A 16,920-nucleotide genomic window follows, 5' to 3' on the forward strand; every position below is an offset into this window, starting at 1 on the left:
AAAAAAGCCACTTAATCCAAAGATTAAGTGGCTTTTTCTTATTGATGCTGAGGTAAATGAATACCAAATTCTAATACAAAGTAAGAACCGATAACAATGACTACAGCAATAAAAATGGCGAAGATCGTATGACCTGCTTGTGTCACGCCATCTTTACCCTCACGAATATGCATGAACATAAACAATTGAACGCCAGCTTGAACAAAAGCAAACAGAAAGATCACAATGATTTTAGCAAGTGTAGATAAATCTGTATACAATGCAATCCATACTGCAAAAAGCGTTAATAGGATGGATCCAAGAAATCCAATAATATGCGACCAAGGAGTATGTGATTTATTTTGACTCATCTTACAATCCCCCCAGACCCATCAGGTAAACACCTGTGAAGATAAAGATCCAGATTACGTCAAGGAAATGCCAGTAAAGACTCGCAATAAAAACTTTTGACGTTGTACGTGGTGTTAACCCACGACGTTTTACCTGAATCAGAAGCAGTATAATCCAGCCGATACCAATGGATACGTGTAGTCCATGTGTCCCAAGTAAAACAAAGAATGCAGACCAGAATGCACTTGTTGATAATGTAGCTCCTTCATGAGCATAATGCCAGAACTCATAAATTTCAAAGCCAACAAATCCTAAACCAAGTACTAGCGTAATAGCCATCCAAGTAATTAACTGCTTTACTTTTCCTGCACGCATGGCGTGAATGGCAAGGCCACATGTAAAACTACTAGTCAAAAGAAGGAATGTCATAATCAAAACAAGCGGTAAGTCAAACAAATGATCAGCCGTTATTCCACCAGCTGTTCGATTCACTAGTACAAAGTATGTCGCAAACAGCGTCGAGAAAAGGGCGAACTCTGCTCCGATAAAAATCCAGAAGCCAAGAATATTATTCCGACCTTCAGCTGATTGGAATTCAAGCGGTTCATTGGCGTATTCTGCGTCTTGGGCATGTGCCATTTACTTCGCCTCCCTTGCACGTTTTTCAGTTTCTTCAATTTCCTCTACACTTACATAGTACCCATCGTTATAATCAAATGAACGGTAAGCCATGCAAGCGAAGATTCCAATTGCACCTACAATACCCATCCAGAACCATTCAAAGACAAGTCCAAATCCTGCGAGGAACATGAAACATCCCATAACGAATGGAACAGCTGTATTACTAGGCATGTGAATCTTTTCGTATTTGTCGATCTTATTAGGATCAATTCCTTTTTCTTTCATATCCCAGTAAGGATCCATTGCTGTAACTTCTGGAACCTTAGCAAAGTTATAATGTGGCGGAATCGCAGAAGAAGTTGCCCACTCCAATGTACGTCCACCCCATGCATCTCCTGTAGTCTCTCTTGGAGAGTAACGGAAGCTGTAGTAGATATTATAAACAAGGATAATAAAGGCAAGACCCATAATAAAGGCTCCGACCGTTGAAATAAAGTTCAGTGCAAACCAACCGTCTTCCACACCATAGATGTGAATACGACGAGGCATTCCATCTAGTCCTAAGAAATATTGTGGGAAGAAACAAATATTAAATCCAGCCACAAAGATCCAGAAGAACCATTTACCAATACGCTCGTTTAATTTATAACCAAACATCTTCGGATACCAATAAATGAACCCAGCGAAGCAGGCAAATACAGTAGCCGCGATTAGTACATAGTGAAAATGTGAAACTAGGAAATACGTATTGTGATATTGATAGTCAGCAGCAGCCATTGCAAGCATAACTCCTGTTACCCCACCAATAACAAAGTTCGGAATAAACGCAACTGACCAAAGCATAGGTGTCGAGAATGTAATCCGTCCTTTATGCATGGTAAGAAGCCAGTTAAAGATTTTAACCCCTGTTGGAATGGAGATCGCCATCGTTGTAATCGAGAAGAATGAGTTAACAACGGCGCCTGAGCCCATTGTAAAGAAGTGATGCACCCAAACAAGGAAACTTAATACTGAAATCGCAACGATAGAATAAACCATTGCGTTATATCCAAACAAACGCTTCTTAGAGAATGTTGTAATAATCTCTGAGAAGATACCAAACGCAGGCAATGCAACGATATATACTTCAGGGTGTCCCCAAATCCAGAATAGGTTGGCCCAAAGCATAGGCATACCACCGTTGGTTAAGTTAAAGAAATGTGTTCCGAATAGACGGTCAAACGTCATTTCGGCTAAAGCAATTGTTAATACCGGGAAGGCAAGAACAATAATCATTGAAGTGATTAATGTTGTCCACGTAAACATTGGCATCATCATAAGTTTCATGCCTTTGGCACGCATCTTAAAGATTGTAACCATCATGTTAATACCAGTTGCTAGTGTACCAATTCCTGAGATTTGCAGTCCTAGTAAGTAGTAGTTCTGTCCAGGACCAGGGTTCAGTTCATTTGAAGCGAGTGGCATGTAACTGGTCCAACCCGCAGATGGAGATCCACCAATGATAAAGGAGATATTGAATAATCCCATACCAATGACAAATGTCCAGAAGCTCAAGTTATTCAAGAACGGGAATGCAACGTCTCGTGCTCCAATTTGAAGTGGAATCACAACGTTCATTAAACCGATCAAGAAAGGCATCGCCATGAAAATAATCATGATCGTACCGTGTGTGGTAAAGATTTCATTGTAGTGCAGAGAATCTAAAAATGTCATGTTTGGTGCAGCTAATTGCGTACGCATCATTAATGCGTCAATTCCTCCACGGAAAAACATTAAGATCGCAATTAAGATATACATAATCCCTAATTTTTTGTGATCAACACTCGTAATCCACTCATCCCAAAGCCATTTCCACTTTTTAAAGTATGTGAGCACAAACACGGCTCCAATGGCAGAAATCAGGATGGAGATTTGGGCGCCTAAAATTAGCGGATCTCCAGTTATAATAAATTCATCCCATTTCAAAAGTAGCGTCCCCTTTCATTTGAAAGTACTTCACTTGCTATTCGTTAGCAGCTTGACTTTCAAACCCTTCTATCTCTCCAGAATCTGATTGTGTTAACGCAGGCATCTCATACGCTTTACCGGCACGAGAGTGTGGATTAAGTGGTTCATATCCCATACGCTCCCAAGCGTTAATTGCATATTCTGCATCAGTTGAATGATCCACCCAGTCCAAATGTGTTGAACTAAATGTCATTTCTGAAGAAGAACCTGGCACCATCAGTTTGTCATACTCTTCTTGAGTTAACTCAGGGGCATCTGATTGTGTTTCTTCCACCCAAGCATCAAAATCGCCTTGCTCTAATGCAACCACATCAAACTTTTGTTCAGAGAACCCTTCACCTGTGTAGTTTGCATTTCGTCCTGCATACGTTCCTACTTCATTTGCTTGTAAGTACAGTTGTGTTTCCATTCCGGCCATATTATATTTTTGACCACCTAACTGTGGAATCCATAATGCTGCCATGGAATCAGCAGATGTCAATTTAAATAAGATTGGACGGTCAGTAGGGATGTTCAAGTAATTAACTGTTTCAATCCCTACCTCTGGATAACTAAAAATCCATTTCCAGTTTACACTTGTGGCATGTACGACAACGGGTTCTTTATGAGCTGTCGCAGCAGGAGCTTCCTCAAGCTCGAAGATTGTCATGATTGTCGGTACAGAAAGAATAATAACGATAATGACAGGTATGATCGTCCAAATAATTTCTAACTTGTGACTTCCTTCAATCTCGGGTTGATAACCCTTATGATCTTCTCGTTCTCTATATTTGACTAGTATAACTGTTAGTAGAATAAAGACTACAAGAACAATTAATAGCATGAATCCAATAGAGAACCAAATGAGCCAAGCTTGCGATTCTGCAACTGGGCCTTTTGGATCCAGCACTGTCATATTTCCACATCCGCTCAAAAATAGGCTCAACGCAAGAAACGCTAGCCACTTTAGAGACTTACCATTTTTCAGCAAAGGTATCACCCTTCTTCCTAAGACGTAATTGCATTAACTTTTGTGAACCCTTGAACATACCTTTCATTGCTTTTATCCTACCATAAATCATGACACGTAAGGGTAGCATTTACACAAACTCTCACAAAAATATCACAAATTTTGTGGTGTGTTTTACTGACTTTGCCACATAATTGGAAATAAATGACTCATAATAAAACACTACCCGAAATTCACCATAATTATGTAATGAGTCAGAAAGTAAATATGCAAAAGACTTTATGATTGTGACATATTTCGAGTGAAAAGTACAATTTTTTATCCTTAAAAAGCCTTATCTTATTTCCCTACATTAAAAGGGAACATCGATAAGGCCTGTTTACTAATTAAATAACTTCCAATCGTGTATGCTTCAAGTTCATCTCGAAGCGAGGATGTTAAATTTCCTTGATTAAAGTAAGTGAGCTGATATGGCTTATTCACTCTCTCGTCGGCAAATGCTTCATTTAGAAATGCCGCCGTATCATTTAAGGCGTAGTTACCACTTTGCATCACCTCAAAGAAAGAAACAAATCCATGCATCGTGCCATTGTACCGAGTGGCTTCTACCGGTACTCCAGCAGCCGCCAACTTATTTGCATACGCCTCACCCTCATCACGTAATGGGTCAAATTCCGCCGTAATAATAAATGTCTGAGGCATGTTGCTTACATCCGCTTCAAGTGGTGAGCTGTATGGCGACGTCCACATTTCTTCATCTGGTGTATAGGTTGATCTTGCAAGTTCCATCACATTTCTTGATAGCAGATAATAACCACTTGAGTAGTGATCACGCGAATAGAAATCATCATCAAGAAATGTTGTTAGTGGATATAATAAGGCCTCTGCTTTCACAGATGGTCCATTAAGGTCCCTTGCCATCATAGCGACGGATGTCGCGACATTTCCACCAGAGCTATCTCCTACAACCGCAATATTGTTTACATCTGCATCATATGTGTCCGCGTGGCTTACAACCCAATTTAAGGCATCATATCCATCCTGAATAGCTGTTGGAAAGGGAAACTCAGGTGCTAATCGATACTCCACTGCAACAACAATACTGTTTGTTCTAGATGCAAGTGAGCGTACAATATTATCGTGAGTATCAATATTGCCATAACCTTTCATGAATGCTCCTCCATGAAAATAAAGGATGACAGGATGTGGGCCAGGCTCTTTCGGTTGATACATTCGAGCTGTCACTGTACTTGAATCAGAAGTTGGTATATCAACAAGCGCTCGATCAAACCGAGAGGACCCTTTTGCTGCCAAAAAAGATGGAGCTTTAAGATCAGTTGGCAAAAGGTTATTCGCAACAGCATGCAGGATAACAGCTGTTTTGACCGGAACTTTGCCAGCCTCTGTATTAGTCCATGCTTGTACTGTAATCGTCATTGTAAGCAAAATCATAATGAGTCCTAGAGTCATTGAGGCAACAAGGATCAACCCTTTACGGAAAAAAGCCTTCAACAAACATCTCCTCCATTAAACAATAGATTATGCTACTCAGTATAGCAGAATGAATGTATTGTGGAAGAGATTACAAGAGATTTATTTAGAATGTCACATATTTTAGTGTTAATTGTTCCAATTCTCCTCGATAAATTCATCTCTACCCGATTGTTTACGATCCTCTTTATACGCTTTCCGTTCTTTCTTGTAAAAATCCTGATGTTCTTCTTCTGCAGGATAGAATGTATCTGCTGGTAGTATTTCTGTCACGATTGGTTTCGCAAATCGCTGACTGTCTTCAAGTTGCTGCTTTGATTGCTCTGCTAGTTGTCTTTGCTCTTCCGTATGATAAAATATAGCGGTTCGATATTGATCGCCGCGGTCTTGGAACTGTCCACCAGCATCCGTTGGATCAATTTGAACCCAAAACAAGTCTAATAGCTTTTGATATGAAAACACATCGGGTTCAAACACAATTTCAACAGCCTCGTAATGTCCAGTTTCGCCCGTTTTTACTTGTTTGTACGTTGGATTTTGTACAGATCCACCTGTGTAACCCGAAACGATTGAGTGAATTCCTGGCTGTTCATCAAATGGTTGAACCATACACCAGAAACATCCTCCTGCAAATGTCGCTCTCTCCATGTTCTCTCTCCTTAACTATGCAAGCTCTTCTCTTAACGAAAACAGCGCTTTTTCTTTTAATTTTGCTTCTAACATACAATCGATTACCGTATCTTGAACGACTTCCATCAGCCTCTCAAATTCCTCTATACGAATAAGATCCGCGTGCGCAGGATCTGTCTCTGATCGCTTACCAGAACTGATGTGAACCTTTGGATGATATGACGTGTGCTCCCACGTTTGTTTGACCGATGTAAAAAGCTCTTTTAATTCATCAGTCGTGCGACCAAAACACATCTCATGATGAATATCGAAGCAAATCGTCACTCCGCACACGGCAGAAATATCTAGAACATCTTGAGTATGAAAGACTTTGTCATCGTTCTCAAGTCTAATCAATTCCTTTACGGAGTCAGGTAACGTTTTAAATACGTTACTAAACGTCTCTTTCGCTTTTTCCTTATCTCCGTATGCGCCACCTGTATGAATGATCATATCAATTCCGCCCACAGCTCGTAGAAAGTCATGATGATACTGTAAGTCTTTTTTAGCATTATCAACGACGTGTTCTCTAGGGGAATTTAATACCGAGTATTGCCCTGGGTGCATGGAAAGTCTTAAGTCATGCTTTTTCTGTAACGCTTGAATCTCATCGAGCTTTGTATTTACGTCTTGATCGGTTTGCCACTCCCAAGTCATTTCAGGAAGAGTCGCAAATGGAATCATATCGCTCGAAATCCGGAAAAAGAAAATGTCATGGTCGATATTCCACTCGAGAACTTTCTTGAGTTGGTCAATATTATGTAACGTAAGCTCTTTAATGATTGACATCCCTTTATCCTGCATCGTTTTTAAACGACATGTTTTAAAAACGGTCGGTATACTTAAGTTTTGACATGGATATCCAAGACGCATGGTAAAACTCCCTCTTTAACAATTATGACGTAATCTCTTGAGATTCAAATTCAATTTCATCTTTTGTACGACTATATTTCACCTTAAGGTTATGTTGCCCAAAATACCAAGCATCCTGCTCTTCAACATAAAAAATACAATCGTCTATTTTATATTCAGCCAATGGACGCTCTGGCTGCTCCTGACTAATTCCTAGTGAAAAGCCACTTTGAAATGAACCGCATCCTCCATATCGAGCAAAGAAACGGATGTACTGATTCTCCTCTGTATCAAATTGTTCTTTGAACCAGCGTACGGCTGGTTTGGTTACTTCTATCTTCATGGTAATCCTCTCCTATCACTATCGTTATCCTATCATATCAATTTATAGGCCAAAAAACCATGAAAGCGTACAAGCAATACCCCAATTAACTTTCCCTAAGGAAACTTTTTAGCCTGATTGCATATTTTGAAGTAAATAATAAGTTTAAGGAGTGACGGGTCATGAACTATAAAAAAGCTGTCGGATACGCAACGATTCTTCATTCGTTCGGTGGATTAACTAAGGAACAAAAAAATCAATGGCTATCCACCCTATCTACTCAGAACCCTAAGAAAAAAGCGTAAAATAAAAAGCGAGGCTAAGATAAAACCTTAAGGTAGATAGTAATACACGAACATAGCACCAAATCCGCTACAGGAGAATCCCTCGCACCCACAAGAACGGCCTCAGCCCCTTTCGCGGGAAAAGCGCCGCTACAGTGTCTTCACCGCGTTCTGTTCCGTAGGAGTCTCGGGTTCTCCCTCCGCTCGTTTTGTTATAACACAAATGGCGAATGATTCTGCAATTGAATCATTCGCCATTTCTAATTGATTTTTTAGTTATGTCTCAACGTCTATTTATGGAATTTACCCTAACTTAATTGTAGCGTAGTATCAAGTAATTCGATCAGCTTAACGATGTCGGGTTTACTGATTTGGCCATCCGCTCCAACTGCTTTTCCTTTGTGATACAAATCTTCAGAAATAATAGAAGAGAAAATGACAACAGGTGTGTGTTCATAAGATGGATGGTCTTTAATACGCTTGGTAAGATGATGTCCATCCATTTGTGGCATTTCAATATCGGTAATGATTAAATCAATCTTACTGCTAATTGCCCCTTGGTCACTAAGAGCATCCCATGCAAGTTGTCCATTTTCAAACGTCGTTAGTTTGGTATAGCCGGCTTCAGTAAGTGTATCTTGCAACAACTGGCGTAGTACTCCAGAGTCCTCAACAATGACAATATGCTTGCCTCCACGGTCACGAGGAGTTATGGAATGAATAGATGATCGATTCATTCCCGCATCTGGATGGATTTCAACGACAATTTTTTCGTAATCAAGCATAAAGGCTACATAGTCTTCCATTTTTACAATCCCGGTAACATGACTATGTGCCCCTTGAGACAATTCATTAGGTTTTTCAACCTGTCCCCAAGAGACGCGGTGAATTCTTGACACATTATGTACGCGGAATGCTACCTTTAATTTATTTAGTTCGGCCACGATAAATTTGTGAGTACTTGCTTCTCCAGCATCTTTCACGTCCAATACTACGGACAAATCAATTAATGGAATAATTTCATCCCGGATGCGAATAACTCCTTCTACATACGGATGACGATTTGGTGTTGCAGTTACATCAACAGGCTGAACGATTTCTCTTACCTTTAATACGTTAATCCCGTACGTCTCTTTACCAATCTCGAACATAACAAGCTCGAGTTCATTGGTACCACTCTCTAACAATATATTTGACTGTGACATTTGGGTCATTTCGTTTCCCCCGTTTTTATAGGCTCTTGTATAGTCAGATTCCAGCAGACTATCCTCTTCTCTATCTTCGGCAGAAAGACGCGCGAAGTTAAGCAAAAGCACAAAAAAACATCCACTGAATGAGGTTCAGTGGATGCGTGGTCCATCTTCTTAAACAAAAATCTCAACATCACCTTGTTCTCTTAACTCTTCAAGAATATCACTTGCTGCTTCAGACGTCTTTTGAGCTTTCAACTGTTCAGCAATCGTATCTTCAACATCTTCAAGAGCTGGTGGTTCTTCTTCTCCATCTGCCGCGGCAATGATTTCATCATAGGTCGATTGAATTTCTTCATCTGTTGGATCTTCAATTTGAGCCTTCTGCTCGATGTATTTTTGTGGCTTCATGCCTTCTCTAATATTCTCTCTGAATTCATCAATTGTTACATTATTATCACCGAAAAGTTCTTCCAACTCTTCGTCTGATTCAACCTGATACATCGCTTTAAATTGATCAAGCTGTGCGTTTACTTCCTCATCTGTCACTTCAACATCTTCCTCATTAGAAGCTTGCATTAGAAGTTCAGAATCTACTAAGAAATTAACAGATTGGTCTTTTAGCTGATCATCCACTTCTGTTGAAGATGGATCAACCTGACCGCCCATCATTAATTGTTCTTCTTTTGCTTGATTGTATTCAACCACAAAGTCGTCTTTTAATAGATCTACACCATTAATTGTAGCTACGACATCAGGTATGTCTTCAAAGTTTGTTTCAGCTATAGTCGGTTCCTCTGTTTGTGATTCATTTTGCTCGTTCTGACTCTCAGCATTTTCATCTGTCTCACCAGAACAAGCTGCTAATCCTACAGCTAGAGCAAAAGCAGAAATTCCAAGTATAAATTTGTTTTGCATTTTTTAAAGGCCCCTTTCATTACGTGCATCTAGAGGCAGTGTACCACAGGTTGAACAAGGCGATAAACTCATAATGAATGGAAGGATTAAAATGTGTAATCGTATCAAAAACAAGCATGCTAAAATCCCTGACACACCACGCTTCAACGACTAAACTTCCTTAATTATCAAAAATAGTGTGAAATAACAAACTGCCTAATTGGGTAGAGACCTTAGAAAATTTCCGCTGCAAAATCGCTTAATTTGGGCATCGGAGTAGTACTTTGATAGCCTTTCAATAAAAGCTGGATATCGGCCCGGGTGTTCAAGCCCATCCACGTAAGTTGAGATTCCATCAAAGTCTGAACCGAAGCCAATTGACTTTTCTCCACCTAGTGCGCATAAATGTTCAATATGCCGAATTACATCGTCTATCGTTGCTTCTTCGGTGTCTGATAGAAACTTCGGTAAAAAAACTAGACCCATGTATCGGTCGTTCTTGAATAACGCTCTTGCCTGCTCATCATTTAAATTTCGTTTATGCCCACAAATAGCTGATGCATTTGAATGACTTGCAATGACATATTGAGATAACTCTACCGTGTCCCAGAAGCTTTTCTCGCTTAAATGAGAAACATCCGTTAGCACCTTATGTTTATTATGATTCTCAATGACTCGTTTCCCGAAATCAGTAATGCCTGCTCCTCTAGACTCTTCAATACCATCGGCAACAAGATTTGCTTCATTCCATGTTAATCCTACCGATAAAATCCCTTGTTCAATTAGAAAATGATGTTTCCACTCGTCTGAACCAACTGCATCCATCCCCTCCAGTGTAAGAATGGCACCAATTTCTCCTTCCTTTAATAAAGAAAGATCTGACCACTTTTTCACATGTTTCATTTGATGATAGGGTTGAATCACTTTTTGATGAAAAAGCTGGATTTGTTCAAGAACTGCTTGAAATTTCAGTTCTTGTTTAACAAATGGTTCAATGAAAATGGCGAAACATTGAAGTGTGACTCCTCCGTCCATTAGTCTTGTTAATGTCACGTCCAACTGCTCGCTGTCTTTAAAGGATTGATTTGGATTCATCCATAACTTTAGTAATACATCACAATGTGTATCCGTTACGTTAAAAGAAGAGGAATTTTGGTTCATTCCATCAGCACCTTTCAAAGTCTTATTACATAGACATAATTAGAATGTTTTATTGGAGGAGTTTACATGAGTGAGCATAATACAAATGATGCTAAGAATTCACGAGGGTATCAAGATGTAATGCGATCGATTGATGACTTTTTTCATCAAACGTATCGACGATTTCAAGCTCCGCCATTATTTGCACAATCCATTCCTGTACGTACTGAGGAAACACTTGAAGCCTTTATTATTTTTGCCGAATTACCTGGAGTAGATAAGCAATTAATTCGCCTAGAAGCTTTGCCGCACGCACTTGCTATCCGAGTGATGTCGAGCGAATATTCTGAACAATCAGTCGAAAAAGAGCGACTTGTATCAATCCCATTTGTTTACGGAGAAAAAGATATTAAGGCAAATTATAAGGACGGATTACTACGAATTACGATAAAACGCCACAGACAATCCATATCCATCGATTAAGGAGGTTAAACCATGCTTCATAACAATCAAAGCCGACGTCACCCATACCCAAACTTCCCTACTCAAGGAAGACATCCCTCTTATTACCCAAATCAAGGGAGAAGAATGCGGGCAGGTGTACGTCAGCAGACAACTGGCATGTATTCACCGAATCAAACCGTATCACGTACCGGGTTTATCAAAAAAGCTTTCACATCAGACGACGGTCAATTTGATGTATCCAGAACCGCTCAAACGGTGGACCAAGTCATTAAAACGGTACAGCAGGTTTCCCCATATGTTCGTAAGGTTGGCTCATACTTTCTTAGATAGCCTTACTTTAGGGTTAAACCATATGCTAGCGTTTGATTTGGATTCACCATTTTTAATCCCTGTGTAGGCTTATAATCAATGGTTACTCGCGAGCCAATTTCATCGCTCGCTTTTTTGTTGTAAATAAACTGTTGGCCCGCTTGCCGGACAGTTGTATCTTCTGATTCAACAGGATCATCAAGCTGCAAGTAAAATTCAATCATGGTACTGCATTCAAATGTATCTCGTGCTACAACTCGTATCGCTTTGTCCGACTGAATGGATTGAAAAGAAGATGCTGCCGCATCAGTAACAGTAATGTCCATAGTAAAACACCTCTCTTAAAAAGCTTAAATTAAATCATTTTGCTCAAATAAAAACTCATAAGGAATATCCATAAACATATACAACGAATCAGAGATAGGGTATGCAAATGTGCGTATTTGCTCATCTCGCTCAATATCAGTGTATAAATCAGACAATATTCCTTTTTTCTCAACATTCATGCGAACGATGTTTTCAAGAAAATACGGTCGCCAGCTCCAGTTTTTATACAGACCCTCTTTTTTTAGCTGCCATGCACCTTCCAGATCCTTTTCCACATTAGAGGATTGCTGAAGCCCTTCTTCATTGCAGATGTAAATTCGAAAAACATACTCACTTAACTCTTTTGCGACAGTTAAGATGAGGTCATCTAATGTTCCCGTGCTTTTTGTTTGTTTTAATGTAGCACGTAGTGAATGTCCTAATTCGTTTGAAAGTTCAAGTTGTGCTTGCATCTTCTTACGTTCATACGTAATGAAGTGCTGGAAGTCTTTTTGCATCCGCTCTCTGCATACATCCTCTAACACTAAATCTTTTGAGGCAGGTAGAAGGTAAGGGCCTTGATAGTAACGGGCTCCATTTCGCCAAGCATAGTTTAATTGATTAAAGGTTGAGATTCCATCAAATAATAGTGTTGCTCCAATCTTACGAGAAAGCATTGTAAGAGATTGGTGAACATCCCCATATAAATGTGGAAGCGAATCCTGATTTAAAAAAGAAACGTTCACACGAATGACATTAGGATGAAGCATGGCAACTTGATCCATATGACTACTGCTTTGCCCTACATTATCAATTCCAATTCGAATCCCTAAGCTTTGAAGATAGGAAAGAACATGCTTAATCTCTGCATAATAAGAGTGAATATCTTTTTCATCTAATCCCAAAATAATTTGATTATAACTAATCGTTTGATCTTCAATATACGGTTGAATCCGTTCTAAAAAGCTTTCTCCAGAATCCTTTATAAGTTGTCTAGCATCGTAGTTAAAGTACATAGCTCCTTTAAAGTTCGAAGCAGCGTAATGCTCTAGTGCTAGCCTTTGCAAGTGATCGTCGAGTTCATTTCGGTATTCAGAGGGAATGGTTTTATCGCCAAAAAACCATCCTATTCTTTTAACCCCATCTGGTGCATTAAGTCTTGCTACAACCTCGTACCCCACAACAATTTGCTTCTCAGCGTTAAAGATGGGAAGAAAATAAGGTACGACATTATCTTTTTCCATCATGACATCTAAAGGATCCATTCAACCCCTCCTCACACACAACATAACCACTTAAGTATAGCATAGGAGGTAGCTTCATTACGTTAGGAAATGCTTGATAAGCTGAGCCGTTTTTTTCGGTTGTTCTTCTGGCACTAAATGACCTGTTTCAGGAAGGACCATGAGCTTGGCATCGTGCAAATCGTGCGATAACTTCTTCCCAACGGATAAAGGAATGAGAGGATCACTTTCCCCCCATATAATTAAACACCTTTGTTTAATTGATTGAAGATCCGTACTAGACATATCCCCTTCGCGTTGCCTCATTAAACAAGTAATAGAATGATAAAACCCTCTATCCTTTAAAGGTCTACCGTACTCTTTGACCATTTCACTTGTCACAGCATTTTTTTTGAACATTAATTGGCCGATAAACGGTTTACAATCCCTATTCTTCCCCAATGAATAGAGTAAAGAGGAGAAGAATGGTATATAAGAGGAACACACCACCACTTTTTTCACTCGATGAAAATATGCAGAAGCTGAAAGAAGGATTAATGAATCGATCCGTTCAGGCGTTTGCTTAGCTGTATACAAGGCCACTTGACCTCCCATTGAATGGCCAATTAATGTGACATGGTTTAGCTCATACAACTCCATTATTTCAGTTAACAAAGCTGCATAATTTTTAAATTCATAGCAAAACGTTTTATCCTTCCCACTTTTTCCGAATCCAGGTAAGTCAAAGCATAATAAATCATAGTCATTTGGCATCGATGGCAGCAGTTGTCTGAAACTGAAACTTGATGAAAGAAATCCATGTATAAAAAGCAATGTTCCCCTACACTTTTTAGCCGTGTGAAACCACCTTTCCACATATACATGTGTTCCTTGCATATATAATGTTGCCTGTTCACCCTTTCGTTTCAATGCATACCACCTCCCGATAACACGTAATATAACTAGGCTTACCCAAAACAGAACTCCTTATGAACGAAAAAATCCGAATGCTTCCACTTGGGAGTCATTCGGATCTAAATGTTACGTTAAATCATAAGGCGTCTCTTGGTATACATAATAATTCAACCAGTTTGTAAACAGCAGGTTTGAATGGGCTCTCCAGCGAAGCGCGGGAGGAACACTTTGATCATTATCTGGAAAGTAGTTCACTGGTGGTTGGATCGCCACCCCTTTACTTAAGTCCCTTTGATATTCTTCATCTAAAGTCGTTACATCATATTCTGAATGTCCCGTCACAAAAATGTGTTTTCCATCCTTTGAAGCTGCAAGATACAAGCCCGCATCCTTAGATGTACTTAAAATGTCTAGTTCCGAGACCTTATCTATGTCTTCAATTCTTGTCTCTGTATGTCTGGAGTGTGGTGCCAAGAATACATCATCAAACCCACGAAGTAATTTAATTGGATCTGGATTCACCTTATGCTCAAAAATTCCAAATAATTTTTCACTCATCGGATATTTCTGAATTCCGTAATGATGATACAATCCAGCTTGTGCCCCCCAACAAATATGTAAAGTTGAAGTGACATTGTCTTTACTCCAATCCATGATCCATTTTAATTCTTCCCAGTAGTCCACTTCTTCAAATTCAAGCTGTTCAACAGGAGCGCCAGTAATAATCATTCCATCAAATTTGCGCTTTTTAATCTCATCTATTGTTTTATAAAAAAGCTTAAGATGATCTTGTTTCGTATTTTTTGAAACATGAGACGAAGGGTACAAGAAGGATACATCAAGCTGCAATGGCGAATTACTTAACAGCCGCAAAATTTGAGTTTCTGTCGTTTCCTTTATAGGCATTAGATTTAAAATCACAATGGATAGTGGCCTGATGTCCTGACTATATGCTCTCGATTCGTCCATAATAAAAATGTTCTCAGCGTTTAAGATTTCCCTAGCTGGAAGATGATCTGGTATTTTAATTGGCATGTCTGGCTCTCCCCTCAAAATCAATCTTGCTTCTTTCTCTAACGTTTCCTTGTCTATTTATCTTGATAAACGTATCATGAAACGAAGCAATCTGCAATAAAGGATGAAAGGAATGAGATCGAATGAATTTACGGTTAGAATGGGTTTATAAGCATCCAAAACGAACGGCTCGCTATCAAATGACAACAGATTATATGAGTATTAATGAGGCTCTTCTATTGGAAGAAGATCTTATAAAAACAGGTCGCTCTGTTAGTTGTCAGTTTTTTGATGAAGATGATGCGAGCTGGACTAGGAAGGATTTACTTAGATTCTTAAAAGCAATGGAAACAGAACCGCATCAAGTAAAGGCTTATATCGACGGAGGCTACCGCAAGGAATCAAACGAGGCTGGGCTTGGTTTGGCGATTTATTATCAGCAAAACGGTCAGCATTGGCGATATAGAGTAAACGAACGGATAGACGAAATTGACGATAATAATGAGGCAGAATACGCAGCTCTCGCATATTTATTTACGATCGCCGAGGAATTAGGAATTCACCATCAGGCACTAACTATTTATACAGACTCCAAGACGCTTTATCATCAAATGACGGGGGAATGGCCTTGTTATGAAGAAACACTTATTCGATGGAATGAACGGATTGAAGAAAAGGTGGCAAAACTCGGACTCAAACCCACGTACTCTTTTCTTGGCAGACATTTAAATAAAGAAGCAGACCAACTCGCATCTCAAGCACTCGACGGTATTTTTATTGAAGGGAAAAAAGAACAGACAAAAAAAGAGGACGTGACCTAACGTTAATGTAGCGAGAAAAACAAAAATATTGCAAAAAAATCCGCTACAGGAGAATCCCTCGCTTTCCACGGGAACGGCCTCAGCACCTTTAGCGGGAAAAGCGCCGCTAAAGTGTCTTCACCGCGTTCTGTTCCGTAGGAGTCTCGGGTTCTCCTTACGCTTGTTTGGAGAAAAAACAAATGGCGAATGATTCGATGTAGAACCATTCGCCATTTTTCGTATTGATCTTTAGTTATATTTCAGCCACTTTTTCTTACTTTAATGCTTGAAACACTTGATCTGCATAGTTGTTTTGAAGTCGAGTGACCCCAAGCGGCTCTTGTTTTCGTCCATATGTCTCATGATGAAAATCAGATCCGCCTGTCCGGTAGATAGGATATCCTGTTTTCTGCTCTGCTTCGGTGCAAAGCGCCTCATATCGTTGTCTTTCTTCATCAGTATGATCACGATGATATACTTCAATTCCATCCATTTGATAATCGGTAATCCAATCGATCAATACATGATCAAGCCCATAGTATCCAGGGTGAGCAACAATTGAAAGTCCACCGACTTGATGAGTCCAGCTGATCGCTTCCTGAATCGTCATTTCTTTTTCTTTTTCAACGTAACAGGGCTTGCCTTCTGCTAAATATTGATCAAAAGCCTCAGCGACCGTTGCTACAATCCCATGGCGTACGAGCACCTTTGCTATGTGCGGACGGCCAATGCTTCCACCATCTGCTTCAGCCAATACTTCATCGGCTGAGACATGCACTCCAACTGATGCTAGCTTAGAGATCATTTTTGTCATTCTTCGTTCGCGCATCTCGCGTTGTTTTTTGAGCATAGCTTGGAATTCTGAGTGTGTAGGATCAACACCTAATCCCAGCATATGAACACTTTTTCCTTCATACACACACGAAAACTCTATTCCAGCCAACACTCGAACTCCAAACTCTCGACCCGCCTCCATTGCTTCTTGAACTCCATCAATGGTATCGTGATCGGTTAATGCGATTTGAGTTAGCCCTACCGCATGGCACTTTTCTACTAATTGACGAGGGGAATACCCTCCGTCAGATGCTGTTGAATGCATATGGAAGTCACTTGTTGCGTTCTCTGTCTCTGTCATG

At 39.8% G+C, this 16,920-nt stretch carries 20 protein-coding genes; 4 read left to right on the plus strand and 16 right to left on the minus strand.

Annotation, left to right across the window (positions count from 1 at the left end; all coding sequences use genetic code 11):
• Positions 1-38 precede the first annotated feature (38 nt).
• From qoxD to NSQ54_10880, 8 genes are all read right to left on the minus strand, one after another.
• Positions 39-350, minus strand: a complete 312-nt coding sequence (qoxD, locus tag NSQ54_10845) for a cytochrome aa3 quinol oxidase subunit IV (protein WYP24835.1) — start codon at positions 348-350, stop codon at positions 39-41.
• A 1-nt stretch (position 351) separates the two neighbouring features.
• A complete protein-coding gene (gene qoxC, locus NSQ54_10850) occupies positions 352-969 on the minus strand; it encodes a cytochrome aa3 quinol oxidase subunit III (protein ID WYP24836.1) in 618 nt (205 codons plus the stop codon).
• Complete coding sequence (gene qoxB, locus NSQ54_10855) at positions 970-2,916, minus strand: cytochrome aa3 quinol oxidase subunit I (GenBank protein WYP24837.1); 1,947 nt, start codon at positions 2,914-2,916, stop codon at positions 970-972.
• Between the two features lie 37 nt (positions 2,917-2,953).
• Positions 2,954-3,928: a cytochrome aa3 quinol oxidase subunit II gene (gene qoxA, locus NSQ54_10860; GenBank protein ID WYP24838.1), complete on the minus strand. Its 975-nt coding sequence runs from the start codon at positions 3,926-3,928 to the stop codon at positions 2,954-2,956.
• Positions 3,929-4,246: 318 nt separating this feature from the next.
• A complete protein-coding gene (locus NSQ54_10865) occupies positions 4,247-5,422 on the minus strand; it encodes an alpha/beta hydrolase (protein WYP24839.1) in 1,176 nt (391 codons plus the stop codon).
• Between the two features lie 105 nt (positions 5,423-5,527).
• Positions 5,528-6,046 (minus strand): peptide-methionine (S)-S-oxide reductase MsrA, encoded by a 519-nt coding sequence (msrA, locus tag NSQ54_10870; protein WYP24840.1) that lies wholly within the window; start codon positions 6,044-6,046, stop codon positions 5,528-5,530.
• Between the two features lie 15 nt (positions 6,047-6,061).
• A complete protein-coding gene (uvsE, locus tag NSQ54_10875) occupies positions 6,062-6,940 on the minus strand; it encodes a UV DNA damage repair endonuclease UvsE (GenBank protein ID WYP24841.1) in 879 nt (292 codons plus the stop codon).
• A gap of 22 nt (positions 6,941-6,962) precedes the next feature.
• Positions 6,963-7,262 (minus strand): HesB/YadR/YfhF family protein, encoded by a 300-nt coding sequence (locus NSQ54_10880; GenBank protein WYP24842.1) that lies wholly within the window; start codon positions 7,260-7,262, stop codon positions 6,963-6,965.
• A 161-nt stretch (positions 7,263-7,423) separates the two neighbouring features.
• Between NSQ54_10880 and NSQ54_10885 the strand changes: the two genes are divergently transcribed.
• A complete protein-coding gene (locus NSQ54_10885; protein WYP24843.1) occupies positions 7,424-7,546 on the plus strand; it encodes a hypothetical protein in 123 nt (40 codons plus the stop codon).
• Between the two features lie 287 nt (positions 7,547-7,833).
• On the opposite strand, the gene NSQ54_10890 is transcribed toward NSQ54_10885, so the two are convergent.
• The 3 genes from NSQ54_10890 to NSQ54_10900 form a co-directional block, all read right to left on the minus strand.
• Positions 7,834-8,739 (minus strand): chemotaxis protein, encoded by a 906-nt coding sequence (locus NSQ54_10890; GenBank protein ID WYP24844.1) that lies wholly within the window; start codon positions 8,737-8,739, stop codon positions 7,834-7,836.
• 150 nt (positions 8,740-8,889) lie between these two features.
• Entirely contained in the window at positions 8,890-9,633 is a 744-nt protein-coding gene (locus NSQ54_10895) for a SurA N-terminal domain-containing protein (GenBank protein ID WYP24845.1), read from the minus strand.
• A gap of 195 nt (positions 9,634-9,828) precedes the next feature.
• A complete protein-coding gene (locus NSQ54_10900; protein ID WYP24846.1) occupies positions 9,829-10,773 on the minus strand; it encodes a dipeptidase in 945 nt (314 codons plus the stop codon).
• 66 nt (positions 10,774-10,839) lie between these two features.
• On the opposite strand from NSQ54_10900, the gene NSQ54_10905 reads away from it, so the two are divergent.
• Both NSQ54_10905 and NSQ54_10910 read left to right on the plus strand, forming a co-directional pair.
• Positions 10,840-11,235, plus strand: a complete 396-nt coding sequence (locus NSQ54_10905) for a hypothetical protein (protein WYP24847.1) — start codon at positions 10,840-10,842, stop codon at positions 11,233-11,235.
• Between the two features lie 12 nt (positions 11,236-11,247).
• Complete coding sequence (locus NSQ54_10910; protein ID WYP24848.1) at positions 11,248-11,547, plus strand: YppG family protein; 300 nt, start codon at positions 11,248-11,250, stop codon at positions 11,545-11,547.
• Positions 11,548-11,549: 2 nt separating this feature from the next.
• Here NSQ54_10910 and NSQ54_10915 read toward each other — a convergent pair whose 3' ends face one another.
• The 4 genes from NSQ54_10915 to metA all read right to left on the minus strand — a co-directional run bounded on the left by NSQ54_10915 (position 11,550) and on the right by metA (position 15,005).
• Positions 11,550-11,852, minus strand: a complete 303-nt coding sequence (locus NSQ54_10915; protein ID WYP24849.1) for an iron-sulfur cluster biosynthesis family protein — start codon at positions 11,850-11,852, stop codon at positions 11,550-11,552.
• A gap of 24 nt (positions 11,853-11,876) precedes the next feature.
• Complete coding sequence (locus NSQ54_10920; GenBank protein WYP24850.1) at positions 11,877-13,097, minus strand: EAL-associated domain-containing protein; 1,221 nt, start codon at positions 13,095-13,097, stop codon at positions 11,877-11,879.
• Between the two features lie 57 nt (positions 13,098-13,154).
• Entirely contained in the window at positions 13,155-13,985 is an 831-nt protein-coding gene (locus NSQ54_10925; GenBank protein WYP24851.1) for an alpha/beta hydrolase, read from the minus strand.
• Positions 13,986-14,096: 111 nt separating this feature from the next.
• Positions 14,097-15,005, minus strand: a complete 909-nt coding sequence (gene metA / locus NSQ54_10930; protein WYP24852.1) for a homoserine O-succinyltransferase — start codon at positions 15,003-15,005, stop codon at positions 14,097-14,099.
• 122 nt (positions 15,006-15,127) lie between these two features.
• Between metA and NSQ54_10935 the strand changes: the two genes are divergently transcribed.
• On the plus strand, positions 15,128-15,805 hold the full coding sequence (locus tag NSQ54_10935; GenBank protein WYP24853.1) for a reverse transcriptase-like protein: 678 nt from the start codon (positions 15,128-15,130) through the stop codon (positions 15,803-15,805).
• Between the two features lie 253 nt (positions 15,806-16,058).
• Here NSQ54_10935 and NSQ54_10940 read toward each other — a convergent pair whose 3' ends face one another.
• On the minus strand, positions 16,059-16,919 hold the full coding sequence (locus NSQ54_10940; protein ID WYP24854.1) for a PHP domain-containing protein: 861 nt from the start codon (positions 16,917-16,919) through the stop codon (positions 16,059-16,061).
• Position 16,920 lies beyond the last annotated feature (1 nt).

It is taken from the genome of Alkalihalobacillus sp. FSL W8-0930 (assembly GCA_037965595.1).
GTDB lineage: Bacteria > Bacillota > Bacilli > Bacillales > Bacillaceae_D > Alkalicoccobacillus.

Excerpts from the sequence above, each read along its gene's own strand:
- NSQ54_10895 (WYP24845.1), bottom strand. The coding sequence starts at position 9,633 with ATGCAAAACAAATTTATACTTGGAATTTCTGCTTTTGCTCTAGCTGTA.
- qoxC (WYP24836.1), bottom strand. The coding sequence starts at position 969 with ATGGCACATGCCCAAGACGCAGAATACGCCAATGAACCGCTTGAATTC.
- NSQ54_10900 (WYP24846.1), bottom strand. The coding sequence starts at position 10,773 with ATGAACCAAAATTCCTCTTCTTTTAACGTAACGGATACACATTGTGAT.
- NSQ54_10905 (WYP24847.1), top strand. The coding sequence starts at position 10,840 with ATGAGTGAGCATAATACAAATGATGCTAAGAATTCACGAGGGTATCAA.
- NSQ54_10885 (WYP24843.1), top strand. The coding sequence starts at position 7,424 with ATGAACTATAAAAAAGCTGTCGGATACGCAACGATTCTTCATTCGTTC.
- NSQ54_10920 (WYP24850.1), bottom strand. The coding sequence starts at position 13,097 with ATGGATCCTTTAGATGTCATGATGGAAAAAGATAATGTCGTACCTTAT.
- NSQ54_10880 (WYP24842.1), bottom strand. The coding sequence starts at position 7,262 with ATGAAGATAGAAGTAACCAAACCAGCCGTACGCTGGTTCAAAGAACAA.
- metA (WYP24852.1), bottom strand. The coding sequence starts at position 15,005 with ATGCCAATTAAAATACCAGATCATCTTCCAGCTAGGGAAATCTTAAAC.
- NSQ54_10890 (WYP24844.1), bottom strand. The coding sequence starts at position 8,739 with ATGACCCAAATGTCACAGTCAAATATATTGTTAGAGAGTGGTACCAAT.
- msrA (WYP24840.1), bottom strand. The coding sequence starts at position 6,046 with ATGGAGAGAGCGACATTTGCAGGAGGATGTTTCTGGTGTATGGTTCAA.
- NSQ54_10940 (WYP24854.1), bottom strand. The coding sequence starts at position 16,919 with ATGACAGAGACAGAGAACGCAACAAGTGACTTCCATATGCATTCAACA.
- qoxD (WYP24835.1), bottom strand. The coding sequence starts at position 350 with ATGAGTCAAAATAAATCACATACTCCTTGGTCGCATATTATTGGATTT.
- uvsE (WYP24841.1), bottom strand. The coding sequence starts at position 6,940 with ATGCGTCTTGGATATCCATGTCAAAACTTAAGTATACCGACCGTTTTT.
- NSQ54_10915 (WYP24849.1), bottom strand. The coding sequence starts at position 11,852 with ATGGACATTACTGTTACTGATGCGGCAGCATCTTCTTTTCAATCCATT.
- NSQ54_10935 (WYP24853.1), top strand. The coding sequence starts at position 15,128 with ATGAATTTACGGTTAGAATGGGTTTATAAGCATCCAAAACGAACGGCT.
- NSQ54_10910 (WYP24848.1), top strand. The coding sequence starts at position 11,248 with ATGCTTCATAACAATCAAAGCCGACGTCACCCATACCCAAACTTCCCT.